The organism is Pseudomonas sp. GW821-FHT01C01, assembly GCF_059422645.1.
This window is the reverse complement of record NZ_JBWKXF010000033.1, coordinates 48,556-62,380: the sequence shown is the minus strand read 5'-3', so window position 1 is coordinate 62,380 and position 13,825 is coordinate 48,556. Positions and strand designations below refer to the sequence as shown.

Genomic DNA, 13,825 nt, shown 5'->3' with positions numbered 1-13,825 from the left:
GAGATCGTGCAAGCCGGATTTACGACTGCTGCGCAGCCGGACGCAGCCTTCGGCAGCTGCTACAAGGAAGGCGTAGCCTGACTGATCGGCATTAGGCACCAAGGTGGACTGTAAGGTAGTGGTTCGGCCAAATGCGGGACTTGCCAAGCGCGCACCGTAACAGTGCACACCCATCAAAACGCCTCGCACATTTATGTGACTGCCCAGTGACTTTTTGAGGCCAAAACGCAAAAAAACATGCACTTCGTCGGGACGTTTGCACCTCGATCAGGCACGTCCGTACCGCTACAAACCGATTGTCGAACAATTTTGCCATCTGGCCTTTACCGCTCTAAGTTCTGGCCTAGACTCATTTTCTCAAGACGAAACCAGTCGGTCACAAAGTGGAAAAATAGTCGAAACTTTTTCCAATCCCGATCGGTCATCTGAAAAGAAGGTGCGTTGCGACTGGTGCAATCTTTGCAACTGCTCATTCACCCCTTTTGCTTCGACGCATTGGGCAGCGCTTGCTCACTGATGCGTAGCGCTTTTGCGCCCGGCCACGGGAATGGGCCATGAAACACCGTTTGCCAGACCTAAGAATTAGATCAACAACACGGGAGATTCATATGATCAGTACGGTTTTGGAAATACAGGGAGAGCGTGCTCATCAGGTCGGCGAATCGAGTGCCGTTACTGCCGCAAACACCCAACCCGTCAGCGTTCCTGGCACCAGGACGCTGGCCCCGGCAGCCAACCAGAATCCGAACCGTAAAAAAGTGTTGTTCGTCACCTCGGAGATTGCCGACCTGGTGAAAACCGGTGGCCTGGGCGACGTTTCCGCAGCGCTGCCACGGGCCATGGCCCATCTGCACGATGTGCGGGTGCTGATCCCGGGTTACCCGCAGGTACTGCACAGCGAGAACCCCATTCATATTATCGGTGAGCTCGGCGGTCATGCGGCGTTGCCACCGTGCAAGATCGGGCGCATGGACATGCCCGACGGTCTGGTCATTTATGTATTGATCTGCCCCGAACTCTACGAGCGCGAAGGTTCGCCCTACGGCGCCAACAACGGCCGCGACTGGCCGGACAACCATATCCGTTTCGCCCGCCTCGGCCTGGCAGCTGCCGATATTGCCGCCAACCTCGCGCAAATCCACTGGTGCCCGGATCTGGTGCACGCCCACGACTGGCCGGCTGGCCTGGCCCCGGCCTACATGCACTGGCGTGGACAGCGCACACCGACGCTATTCACCATTCACAACCTGGCCTATCAAGGCGTGACCAGCCTGGGTTCGTGCCCCGAACTGGGCATTCCCCATCACGCGCTGCAACAGGAAGGCATGGAGTTCTACGGCAAGATGTCGTTCCTCAAGGCCGGCATGGCCTATTCGAGCCACATCACCACGGTCAGCGCGACCTACGCCCAGGAAATCACCACCCCGGACTTCGGCTGCGGTCTCGACGGTTTTCTCGCCGCCAAGACCCAGCAAGGCCTGCTCAGCGGGATTCCCAACGGCATCGATGAAAGCTGGGATGCGGCGACCGACCCGCACCTGTTCTGCCCGTTCGAAATCGGCGACTGGGACGGCAAGGCCGTGAACGCCGCCCATGTCCGTGAGCTGTTCGGCCTGCAGGATTCCGAAGGGCCGCTGTTCGCGGTGGTTTCGCGCCTGGTCTACCAGAAAGGCCTGGACCTCACCGAAGCGGTCTCCGAGTACATCGTCAAATCCGGCGGCCAGATTGCAATCATCGGCCGCGGCGAACCGGAAGAAGAACAGTCAATGCGCGAACTGGCCCTGCGTTTCCCCGGACAGATCGGCGTGCGCATCGGCTTCAACGAAACCGACGCCCGGCGCATGTTCGCTGGCAGCGATTTCCTACTGATGCCTTCGCGTTACGAGCCGTGCGGCCTGAGCCAGATGTATGCCCAGCGCTTCGGTTCGTTGCCGGTGGCACGCAATACCGGTGGCCTGGCCGACACGATCGAAAACGGCGTGACCGGTTTCCTGTTCGATGAATCCACGGTGCAGAGCTACCAGGAAGCCCTGAGCCGCGCGTTCAAGGTGTTCGCCTTCCCCGACCTGCTGCATGCCATGCGTTGCCGGGCCATGGCAGCGCCGTTCAACTGGTGCAAGGCGGTGGAACCCTACGCCGAACTCTACGAACAGCTTGTGGCGAAAGCGTTGGGGAAATCGAACAAACAGTAAGAGGCTTTCAAGATGCCGTTACGGACCCTTGAGACCTGGCCCCACGGCGCAATCATGCTGGACGCAGAGCACACGCGATTCGCGTTGTGGGCGCCAGATGCGTTCTACGTCAGTGTCGAACTGGAAAATGGACAGTCCTTGCCGTTGCTGCCCCAGGCCGACGGCTGGTTCGTGAGCAACACCCGCTGCCCGGCAGGCACGCGTTACCGCTACAGCATCGACGGTGAGCTGGAGGTGCCCGACCCTGCCTCCCGCGCTCAGGCCGGCGATATCGACCGGCACAGTGTGGTGGTCGATCCGCTGGCCTATGCGTGGCAACACAGTGAATGGCTGGGACGCCCATGGAACGAGGTGGTGATCTACGAACTGCACGTCGGTGCGCTCGGCGGCTTCAGTGCCGTCGAGGCGCATTTGGCGCGGCTGGTCGAACTGGGCGTCACCGCGATCGAGCTGATGCCCATCGCGCAGTTTCCCGGTGAGCGCAATTGGGGTTATGACGGCGTCCTGCCCTACGCGCCCCAGGCTTCATACGGTTCCCCCGAGCAGCTCAAGCACTTGATCGACACAGCCCACGGCCACGGCCTGGCGGTGATTCTCGACGTGGTCTACAACCACTTCGGCCCGGACGGCAATTACCTGCATCGTTATGCCAAGGGTTTCTTCCGCGAAGACAAACACACGCCATGGGGCGCAGCCATCGATTTCCGGTGCCGCGAAGTGCGGGACTTCTTCATCGAAAACGCCTTGATGTGGCTGCTGGAATACCGCTTCGACGGTTTGCGCCTGGATGCGGTGCACGCCATCGAAGACCCGGATTTCCTCCAGGAACTGGCACGACGGGTGCGCCAGCAGACGGGACCGGCACGGCATGTGTGGCTGATGGTGGAGAACGAACACAACCAGGCCAGCCTGCTCGAGCATGGTTACGACGGGCAATGGAATGACGACGGCCACAACGCCTTGCATGTATTGCTGACTGGCGAAACCGACGCCTATTACGCCGACTACGCGCACAACCCCACCGAACAACTGGCGCGCTGCCTGAGCCAGGGCTTCGCGTTCCAGGGCCATCTCAACCGCCATGGTGTGGCGCGCGGTGAGCCCAGCGGGCATTTGCCGCCCGTCGCCTTCATCCTTTTTTTGCAGAATCATGATCAGATCGGCAATCGGGCCTTCGGCGAGCGCCTGCATCAACTCGCCCACCCGCAGGCGCTGCGGGCCGCCACGGTGTTGTTGTTGCTGTCACCGATGATTCCGCTGCTGTTCATGGGCGACGAGTTTGCCGTCGAACAACCCTTCCTGTTTTTCACCAGCCATCACGGTGAACTGGCCAAGCAGGTTCGCGACGGCCGGCGCAATGAGTTCGCTGCGTTCAGCACGTTTGCGGACCCTGACCTGCACGAACACATTCCGGACCCGAATGACCCGCAGACGTTTGCCGCGTCCCGCCCTGTCCTGCCATCGACCGGCCATTCAGAGATGCACGACCTGTATTGCCGACTGTTGCAGATCCGTCACCGGCTCATCATTCCGCGCTTGCCGGGCGCCCGGGCACTGGGCACCGACGTGCTGGGCGAAGGCGCGCTCAGTGCCTCCTGGCGCTTGGGCGATGGCAGTCAACTGCGCATTGACCTGAACCTCAGCGACAGGCCCGTCGTCCACACCTCACAGTCCGGCGCCGCACAGTTGTTCGAATACCCGCCACAGAGCACCGACCTGCTGGACCAAGGCACCCTTGCCCCGTATTGCGCGCTCGTCAGCCTCGCCGCCGCAGCCCCCCTTGCTACTTCGTATGGAGAGCGTCCATGAGTGATGCGCAACTGGAAATCCTGGCCAGCCGTGCCGGCCTCGCGGTCGACTGGATCGACGCCAACGGCCGCCCGCAAAAAGTCGCGCCTTCAGTGTTGCGCAACGTGCTGACCGGCCTTGGCCACCCGGCCGGCAGTGCCCAGGAAATCGATGCCAGCCTGCTGGAGTTGCAGGCGGCGCAACAAACCCTTCGCTTGCCGCCATTGATGACCGCCGATGTCGGGGCGGGCCTGGACCTGGCGCGTTATTTCGAGCCTGGAACCCCTTGCGAAATCCACCTCGAAGACGGTTCGCAGCTCAACCTCAAACTGGACGCCAAGGCGGTGCTGCCGGGACTGGTACCGGTCGGCTATCAACAGGTCAGCATCGACGGACAAACCTTCACCCTGGCCGTGGCCCCGACCCGTTGCTACAGCGTGGCTGATGCCGTGGACAATCCGATCCCGCGCGCCTGGGGCCTGAGCGTGCAGTTGTATGGATTGCGCCGCCCCGGCGATGGCGGGTTTGGTGACACCCAGGCGCTGGAGGACCTCGCCCGGGTCGCCGGTGAGCGTGGCGCCGAGGCGCTGGCGATCAGCCCGTTGCATGCGATGTTTTCCAGTGACACCCGGCGCTACAGTCCGTATTCGCCGTCCAGCCGTTTGTTTCTCAACAGCCTTTATTGCGCCCCCGGCACCATTCTCGGCGAACGCGCACTGCGGACCGCCATTGATGCAACGGGACTGGCGGTTGAACTCAAGGCGCTGGAAGAACGCCCGCTGATTGACTGGCCGGCCGCTGCCGAAGCTAAGCATCGGTTGTTGCAATCGCTGTACGAGGGTTTCGTCCACGGTGAACACCCGTTGCACGAAGACTTCAGCAGTTTTCGTCAGGCCGCCGGCGAAGCGCTGGAAAACCACTGCCGCTTCGAGGCCATCCAGGAGGCTCGCGCCGCCCGCGGTGAACACCTCGACTGGCGGCAGTGGCCCGAAGCCTGGCGTAATCCGCACAGCGCCGAACTGGCGGCATTTGCCGAAGAGAATGCCGGGCGCATCGGCTTCTTCGCCTTCTGTCAGTGGCTGATCACCCGCTGCCTGGAGCGCGCACAAACCGCCGCCCGCGCCAGCGGCATGAGTATTGGCCTGATCGCCGACCTGGCCGTCGGCGCCGATGGCGGCGGCAGTCAGGCCTGGAGCCGTCAGGACGAACTGCTTGCCTCCCTCACCGTCGGTGCGCCACCGGACATTCTCAACCGCAGCGGCCAGGGCTGGGGAATTTCCGCGTTCTCCCCTGAAGGCCTGGTGCGCAATGGTTTCCGGGCCTTCATCGAAATGTTGCGGGCCAATTTCGCCCACTCCGGTGGCTTGCGCATCGATCATGTCATGGGCTTGCAGCGTTTGTGGGTGATCCCCAACGGCTCGCCGCCGGCCGACGGTGCTTATCTGTATTACCCGGTGGACGATCTGCTGCGTTTGCTGACCCTGGAATCCCATCGCCATCAAGCCATCGTCCTCGGCGAAGACCTCGGCACCGTGCCGGACGGCCTGCGGGAAAAACTCATCGCCCGTTCGATGCTCGGCATGCGGGTGCTGCTGTTCGAGCAGGACAACACTCACTTCAAACCTATCCTCGACTGGCCGGACAACGCCCTGGCGACCACCAGCACTCATGACCTGCCCACCCTCAACGGCTGGTGGCATGGCCGCGATATCGACTGGAACGCCCGGCTCGGCATGGTCGATGCCAGCGCTGAAATCGAATGGCGCCAGCATCGTGAACGTGAGCGCGAAGGCTTGCGCCGGGCGTTGAGCCAGGACCCGCAAAATTTTCGCGAAGAGTCCCACGAAACCGACCAGGTGCTCGATGCCAGCGTGCGCTTTCTCGGCCATACCCGGGCGCCGTTGGTGCTGCTGCCGCTGGAAGATGCCCTTGGCGTGGAACAACAGGCCAATCTGCCCGGCACGATCGATACGCACCCCAACTGGTCGCGGCGCTTGCCCGGTTACAGCGAAGCCCTGCTCGATGGAGCGGATGCGGCGCGACGTCTGGAACTGCTCGCCTGCGCGCGACTTCAGGCGGCCGAGCGTGATCGATGAATCAAGTGCTGACCCGCCCGCTGCGCGCCACTTTGCGGCTGCAATTTCATAAAGGCTTCACGCTGGAAGATGCGGTGCCACTGGTGCCGTATTTCGCCCGCCTCGGCATCAGCCATGTCTATGCCTCCCCGCTGTTACGCGCCCGCGCCGGGTCCACGCATGGCTATGACGTGGTGGACCCGACCAGGGTCAACCCGGAACTGGGTGGTGAGGCGGCGCTGCGCAGCCTGGTCAGCGCCTTGCACGGGCAGAACATGGGCTTGATCCTCGATATCGTCTCCAATCATATGGCGGTCGGCGGCAGTGATAATCCCTGGTGGCTGGACTTGTTGGAATGGGGGCGTCTGAGCCCCTACGGCGAGTTTTTCGACATCCAGTGGCACTCGCCCGATCCGTTGATGGAAGGCCAGTTGCTCCTGCCGTTTCTGGGCAGCGACTACGGTGTCGCGTTGCACGACGGCACCCTGCCCTTGCGATTCGATGCCTGGCACGGCACGTTCCACGTCGAGCACTACGAACACCGCTTTCCCATTTGCCCAAGCGATTACGGCGAATTGCTCAAGGCCGATGCGTCGCTCAATGCGCAACAGGCCGAACAACTCAAGACCCTGGCCGATCGCTTCAGCACCCTGAGCTACCAGACCGACGCCCACAGCCTGGCCATGCCGCTGAAAGCAGAACTTCGCGATCTGGTCAGCGATCCGCTCATTGCTCAAGCCATTGAGCAACACTTGAAAAACTACAACTCACTCACCAGCGAAGGCTTCCAGCGCCTGCACAACCTGCTGGAACGCCAGAGCTATCGCCTCGCCAGTTGGCGCACTGCCGCCGATGACATCAACTGGCGACGTTTCTTTGATATCAATGAACTCGGCGGACTGCGTGTCGAGCGTCCCGCCGTGTTCGAAGCCACCCACGCGAAGATCTTCCAACTGGTGTCGCAAGGGCTGATCGACGGGTTGCGCATCGACCATATCGACGGCCTCGCCGACCCGCGGGGCTACTGCCGAAAACTGCGTCGCCGGGTGGACAGTCTGTCAGCGGGCCGCCACCTGCCCATCTATGTCGAAAAGATTCTCGGCGAAGACGAAACCCTGCATCGCGACTGGTCGGTGGACGGCAGCACCGGTTACGAATTCATGAACCAGTTGTCACTGCTGCAACATGAGCCACGGGGCGCGCAGACACTGGCCGAACTCTGGCAGCGTCACAGCGAGCGGCCCGCCGATTTCTCCCAGGAAGCACAACTGGCCCGCCAGCAAATCCTCAACAGTTCCCTGGCCGGGGATTTCGAAAGCGTCGCCCAGGCCTTGCTGCAAGTGGCCCGGGACAATCTCATGACCCGCGACCTGACCCTCGGCGCCATTCGCCGGGCCTTGCAGGCGTTGATCGTGCATTTCCCGGTGTACCGCATCTACATCAGCGCCCTTGGCCGTACGGCCCAAGACCAGGTGTTTTTCCAGCAGGCCATGGACGGCGCCCGTCTAACCCTGGGCGAGGCAGACTGGCCGGTGCTCGACTGCCTGGCCGGCTGGCTCGGCGGTGAGCCCTGGCGGCGGCGCCCGGCCGGTCGCCAGCGCAAACGCCTCAAGCACGCCTGCGTACGCTTCCAGCAACTGACCTCGCCGGCAGCGGCGAAAGCGGTGGAGGACACCGCGCTCTATCGTTCGGCGGTCCTGCTCTCGCGCAATGACGTGGGCTTCAACACCGAACAGTTCAGCGCAGCGGTCGCCGACTTTCATCAGGCCTGCATCGAGCGCCTCGAGACCTTCCCGGACAATCTGCTGGCCAGCGCCACCCACGACCACAAGCGTGGCGAAGATTCACGGGCACGGCTGGCGGTATTGAGCGAACGCAGTACCTGGTATGCCGACCAGATCGGCCTGTGGCGCGCCCTCGCCCGGCCATTGCGCGATGACGATCAAGTGCCGTCGGCAGGCGATGAATTGATTCTGTATCAAGCGATCCTCGGCAGTTGGCCGCTGGAGTTGGGTATCGATAATCCGCCGGCGCTCGAAGACTACGCAAAACGCCTCTGGCAGTGGCAACGCAAGGCCCTGCGCGAAGCCAAGCTGCAAAGCAGTTGGAGCGCGCCCAATGACCCTTATGAGCAAGCGACCGAGGACTTCATCCGGCGCCTGTTGCTCAGCCCTGAAGGAGAGCTGTTGCGTGCAGCCCTCGCCAAGGCTGCCCGATCGATTGCCGTACCCGGTGCGCTCAACGGTTTGGCGCAAACCTTGCTGCGCATGACCGTGCCCGGCGTGCCGGATCTGTATCAGGGCAACGATTTCTGGGACTTCAGCCTGGTCGATCCGGACAACCGTCGCCCGGTGGACTACACCCGCCGCCAGCAGGCGATGCAGCAAGCGGATGATCCAGCTGACCTGCTGGCGAACTGGCGTGACGGGCGCATCAAGCAAGCCTTGATTGCGCGCACCTTGAACCTGCGTGCCGAGCATGCCGAGCTGTTTCGGCGTGGCACTTACCAGGCCCTGGAAGTGGTGGGCAGCGAGGCCCATCGAGTGCTGGGTTTTGTCCGTGAACGGGAGGGAAAACGCGCCATCGTGATTGTGCCGATACGCTGTGCCGAACTGCTGGAAAACGGTGCCGAACCGCAGGTCCACGCGCCGCTGTGGGGCGATACCCGGGTCAAATTGCCGTTCACCGTCCCTGACGAGCCTCTGCAGGGACTTTTTTCCGCCATCACAGTCACAAAAAACAGGGAACTGCAGGTCAGCGCCGCGCTGGGGGACTTCCCGGTCAATCTCATTATTCAAACAACCCACACTTGAGTTCAGTTCAGGAGCATTGCGATGAGTACCGACGATAAACGCATCCGCGAATTCGCCTATCAGATCTGGGAGTCCGAAGGAAAACCCGAAGGTCAGGAGGCCCGACACTGGGAGATGGCGTGCAAACTGGCAGAAGCCGAAGCCCTGGCCCCGAGCAAATCCCCAAAGACCGCCGCCAGCAAGGCAGCACCGAAGAAAACCGGCAATGCAAAACTCACCACCGACAAGACACTCAACGGCAAGACCGCCGCGCCAAAGACCAAAGCCAAACCGGCGGCGGCTTCGAAAGTCATCCCTCCAGGAGAAAAGGCCGTCGAGAAAAAGCCCCGGGCGGCGCGAAAACCGCCAGCGATCTGAGGCGTTCGCGCTGCCAACAACAAACCTGTGGGAGCGGGCTTGCTCGCGCAGAGGGAGTGTCTGTCGACATCAATTTGTCTGACATACCGCTTTCGCGAGCAAGCCCGCTCCCACAGGGACCTGTTCGTTGCCACAGATTGCAGCCACACCATCAAAAACTGTGGGAGCGGGCTTGCCCGCGAAGAGGCCATCACTTCCAGCATTGATGTTGCCTGACACACCGCCTTCGCGAGCAAGCCCGCTCCCACAGGTTGCAATGCTGATCAGCGAGTATTTGTAGCCAGGAGCACTTATGACCAGCCCAAAGAAAGCCCCCGCGCCAGCCCCTCGTGCCGAAACCACACGAATCCGCGAAGGCCTGCCCTTCCCGCTGGGTGCCACCTGGGATGGACTGGGAGTCAACTTCGCCCTGTTTTCCGCCCACGCCACCAAGGTTGAACTGTGCCTGTTCGACGACACCGGCGAGGTGGAACTCGAACGCATCGAACTGCCCGAATACACCGACGAGATCTATCACGGCTACTTGCCCGACGCCCATCCGGGGCTGATCTACGGCTATCGCGTGTACGGTCCGTACGACCCGGCCAACGGCCATCGCTTCAACCCCAACAAACTGCTGATCGACCCCTACGCCAAACAACTGGTCGGCAAGCTGAAATGGTCCGAAGCACTGTTCGGCTACACCATCGGCCACCCCGACGCCGACCTCAGTTTCGATGAACGGGACAGCGCGCCCTTCGTGCCCAAATGCAAGGTCATCGACCCGGCGCACACCTGGGGCCACGATCATCGTGTCAGCGTGCCGTGGGACAAGACGATCATTTATGAAACCCATGTGCGCGGCTTCAGCATGCGTCACCCTGCCGTACCCGAAAACGTACGCGGCACGTTTGCCGGGTTGATGGTCGATGATGTGGTGGAACACATCCGCAAGCTCGGCGTGTCGACCGTGGAACTGCTGCCGATCCACGCGTTCGTCAACGACCAGCATTTGCTGCACAAGGGCATGACCAATTACTGGGGCTACAACAGCATTGCGTTCTTCGCCCCCGACCCGCGTTACCTGGCCAGCGGCAAGATTGCCGAATTCAAGGAAATGGTGGCGCACCTGCACGAGGCCAATCTGGAGGTGATCCTCGACGTGGTCTACAACCACACCGCCGAGGGCAACGAACAAGGCCCGACCCTGTCCATGCGCGGCATCGACAACGCGTCCTACTACCGCCTCAAGCCCGATGACAAACGCTTCTATATCAACGATTCCGGCACGGGCAACACCCTGGACTTGAGCCACCCGTGCGTGCTGCAAATGGTCACCGACTCCTTGCGCTACTGGGCCTCGGAGATGCACGTGGACGGTTTCCGCTTTGACCTGGCGACCATCCTCGGGCGTTACCACGATGGCTTCGACGAACGCCACAGCTTCCTGGTGGCCTGCCGTCAGGACCCGGTGCTGCGCCAGGTCAAACTGATTGCCGAACCCTGGGACTGTGGCCCCGGCGGTTATCAAGTCGGCAATTTTCCGCCGGGCTGGGTCGAGTGGAACGACAAGTTCCGCGACACCGTACGCGCGTTCTGGAAAGGCGACGGCGGGCAACTGGCGGACTTTGCCAGCCGCCTGACCGCTTCGGGCGAAATGTTCAATCAACGTGGCCGACGGCCCTACTCATCGGTCAATTTCGTCACCGCCCACGACGGTTTCACCCTCAATGACCTGGTGTCGTACAACGACAAACACAATGAAGCCAACGACGAAGACAATCAGGACGGCAGCAACAACAACCTGTCGTGGAACCACGGCGTCGAAGGCCCCACCGACGATCCCGAAATCAACGCGCTGCGACATCGGCAGATGCGCAATTTCTTCGCCACCCTGCTGCTGGCCCAAGGCACGCCGATGCTGGTGGCCGGCGACGAATTCGCCCGCACCCAGGACGGCAACAACAATGCGTACTGCCAGGACAGCGAGATTGGCTGGGTCAACTGGAACCTCAGCGAAGATGGCAAAGCCCTGCTCAAGTTCGTCAAACGCCTGATCAAGTTGCGCCTGACGTACCCGGTCCTGCGGCGCGGGCGATTTCTGGTGGGTAATTACAACGAGGACATCGGCGTCAAGGACGTGACCTGGCTGGCACCAGACGGCACGGAAATGACCACCAAGCATTGGCACGATGCACACAATCGTTGCCTGGGCATGCTGCTCGATGGCCGTGCCCAGGAAACCGGCATTCGCCGCAAAGGCGCCGATGCGACGTTGATGCTGGTGGTCAATGCCCATCACGACATCGTCAATTTCCGGCTGCCGGAAGTGCCTGACGGCGGTTTCTGGACCTGCATGATCGACACCAACCAGCCGTCGATCCGTGGCCAGGAACGCTTTGAGTTTGGCCACGAATACTCGGTCACCGGCCGCTCGTTGCTGCTGTTCGAGTTGCAACATGAGGAAGAAGAGTAAAAGAGGCATCAGGCATTCATGGCACCAGCACCGCAGAGCGGAAAAATCATTTTGGATAACTTCGCGACGCGACGGATAGCGTTACATGAGCAATACTCGACGCGTGGCAATCCAGGGTTTGGCTTGTCGCACATTGCTATCAACGAGCCCTCACGGGTCTGCCGGGCCTGGATCGCGCATGACTGAAGGCGAAGCAGAACAAGGACGTGGTACCCATGAAATCCGTTTCCGTCAGCGAAGCCAGCCTGCCATCACAGATCTGGAACAGTGCCCCGCAACTGGACAGCATTCCGGTCATCAGCACCCAAACCCTGGTGCCCACCGGCGCACGCGCAGTGCTCATTGCCCCACACCCCGGCGATGAAGTCGTGACCTGCGGCGGCCTCCTGCAATTGCTCAGCAACCTGGGCCACCCACTGCAATTACTCTCGATCACCGATGGCAGCGCCAGCCATCCGGGCTCTCGCCAGTGGTCGGAAAAACGCCTCAGCGTATTTCGTCCTCAGGAAAGCGTCGAAGCCATACGCCGACTCGGATTGCCGATGCACAGCCTGAAGTGGATTCGTGGCGGCTTTACCGACAACGCGCTGGTGGAGCACGAAGAACAGATCGTGCGATTCATCACGCGCTACCTGCGCCCCGGTGATGTGGTGTTCAGCACCTGGCGCGAGGACGGTAACGTCGACCACGACACCGTTGGCCGCGCCAGCGCCAGGGCGGCGGCCAGCGTAGGGGCAACTTACAACGACGTACCGTTCTGGGCCTGGCACTGGCCGGCACGGGACCGCGAGCTGATTCCCTGGCATCGTGCACGCAAGGTGCGCCTCGATACCTGGACCATCGCCCGCAAGAGCCACGCCACCCACGCCTACGCCAGCCAACTCGACGGCGAACCGGCCATCGGCCTCGCACCGTTGCTGCCCCGGACGCTGCTGGAGCGCATCCGTTTGCCTTATGAAATCGTCTTCGTCTAGGCCCACTGCGCTTTTTTGTAGGAGCGAGCTTGCTCGCGATGGTCGTCAACGATAACGCTGGTTGGCAGGCGCCCCGCGGTGTTCTCCGGTTTATCGCGAGCAAGCTCGCTCCTACAGGGGGCATTGGCCGCCGGCGCTGAAAACACAAACCCCGTGCGCCGCAGAGTGTCAGATTTGGCGCGTTGGCGTTAAAGGCAAACTGAACTGCGCGTCCATGCGTCAGTCGCATACATAAGCAGCCCTGAATCAGAGGAGCGCATGTGGCCAGTCATTCAAAACGGCAGGTAGCCGAATCAATGCCATTGAACACACCCCCGGCCATCCATCGGCTTCGCGTGCTGACGGTCAACACCCACAAGGGATTTACCGCACTCAACCGGCGCTTCATCCTCCCCGAATTGCGTGAAGCGGTGCGCAGTACGTCGGCGGACCTGGTGTTTCTGCAAGAAGTCGTCGGCGAGCACGACCGCCACTCCTCGCGCTACAACGATTGGCCACAAACCTCGCAATATGAATTCCTTGCCGACAGCATGTGGAGCGACTTCGCCTATGGGCGCAATGCCGTCTATCCCGACGGTCATCATGGTAATGCCCTGCTGTCGAAATACCCGATCCGCGAGTACCGAAACCTGGATGTTTCCATTACCGGTCCGGAACGCCGCGGCTTGCTGCACTGCGTGCTGGACGTGCCGGGGCATAGCGAAGTGCATGCCATCTGCGTTCACCTCAGCCTGCTGGAAAGTCATCGTCAACTGCAGTTGCAGTTGCTCTGCCAACTCCTTGAGTCCCTGCCTGACCAGGCGCCGGTGATCATTGCCGGCGACTTCAACGACTGGCAAATGCAGGGCAACGCCGCCCTTGCCCGCCGCGATGACCTGCACGAAGCCTTCGAACGCCACCATGGCCGGCCGGCCAAAACCTACCCCGCGCGATTTCCCTTGTTGCGCCTGGACCGCGTCTACCTGCGCAACGCCAGCAGCCACGAGCCACAAATACTCGGGAACAAGCCGTGGACGCACCTTTCCGATCATTTGCCGCTGGCGGTGGAAGTGCATCTCTGAATCACGGCCATTCAGTGCGAACTGCCGAAAAATCGCCCCCACCTGTTATTTCTGACAGTAGCCATGTTGAATCAGTGACTGCTACGTTGGTGATGCCCTGCCGATGTCGG

At 61.6% G+C, this 13,825-nt stretch carries 8 protein-coding genes; all 8 read left to right on the top strand.

The window, feature by feature from the left end; translation table 11 throughout:
- The first annotated feature begins 608 nt into the window (after positions 1–608).
- The 8 genes from glgA (at position 609) to AC07XF_RS19340 (ending at position 13,715) form a co-directional block, all read left to right on the top strand.
- Positions 609–2,192, top strand: a complete 1,584-nt coding sequence (glgA, locus tag AC07XF_RS19375) for a glycogen synthase GlgA (RefSeq protein ID WP_495027720.1) — start codon at positions 609–611, stop codon at positions 2,190–2,192.
- A 12-nt stretch (positions 2,193–2,204) separates the two neighbouring features.
- Positions 2,205–4,001 carry a malto-oligosyltrehalose trehalohydrolase gene (gene treZ / locus AC07XF_RS19370; protein WP_495027719.1) on the top strand — a complete coding sequence of 599 codons (1,797 nt, stop codon included), beginning with the start codon at positions 2,205–2,207 and terminating at the stop codon, positions 3,999–4,001.
- Positions 3,998–6,076, top strand: a complete 2,079-nt coding sequence (gene malQ, locus AC07XF_RS19365) for a 4-alpha-glucanotransferase (RefSeq protein ID WP_495027718.1) — start codon at positions 3,998–4,000, stop codon at positions 6,074–6,076. Before treZ ends, malQ begins: the two co-directional genes overlap by 4 nt.
- The gene (locus AC07XF_RS19360; protein WP_495027717.1) at positions 6,073–8,868 is read left to right on the top strand and encodes a malto-oligosyltrehalose synthase; all 2,796 of its coding nucleotides are present in this window, start codon (positions 6,073–6,075) and stop codon (positions 8,866–8,868) included. Before malQ ends, AC07XF_RS19360 begins: the two co-directional genes overlap by 4 nt.
- A 21-nt stretch (positions 8,869–8,889) precedes the next feature.
- Positions 8,890–9,225: a DUF2934 domain-containing protein gene (locus AC07XF_RS19355; RefSeq protein WP_495027716.1), complete on the top strand. Its 336-nt coding sequence runs from the start codon at positions 8,890–8,892 to the stop codon at positions 9,223–9,225.
- Positions 9,226–9,517: 292 nt separating this feature from the next.
- Positions 9,518–11,680, top strand: a complete 2,163-nt coding sequence (gene glgX, locus AC07XF_RS19350; RefSeq protein ID WP_495027715.1) for a glycogen debranching protein GlgX — start codon at positions 9,518–9,520, stop codon at positions 11,678–11,680.
- Between the two features lie 215 nt (positions 11,681–11,895).
- Positions 11,896–12,654: a PIG-L deacetylase family protein gene (locus AC07XF_RS19345; RefSeq protein ID WP_495027714.1), complete on the top strand. Its 759-nt coding sequence runs from the start codon at positions 11,896–11,898 to the stop codon at positions 12,652–12,654.
- A 296-nt stretch (positions 12,655–12,950) separates the two neighbouring features.
- The gene (locus AC07XF_RS19340; protein WP_495027713.1) at positions 12,951–13,715 is read left to right on the top strand and encodes an endonuclease/exonuclease/phosphatase family protein; all 765 of its coding nucleotides are present in this window, start codon (positions 12,951–12,953) and stop codon (positions 13,713–13,715) included.
- Positions 13,716–13,825 lie beyond the last annotated feature (110 nt).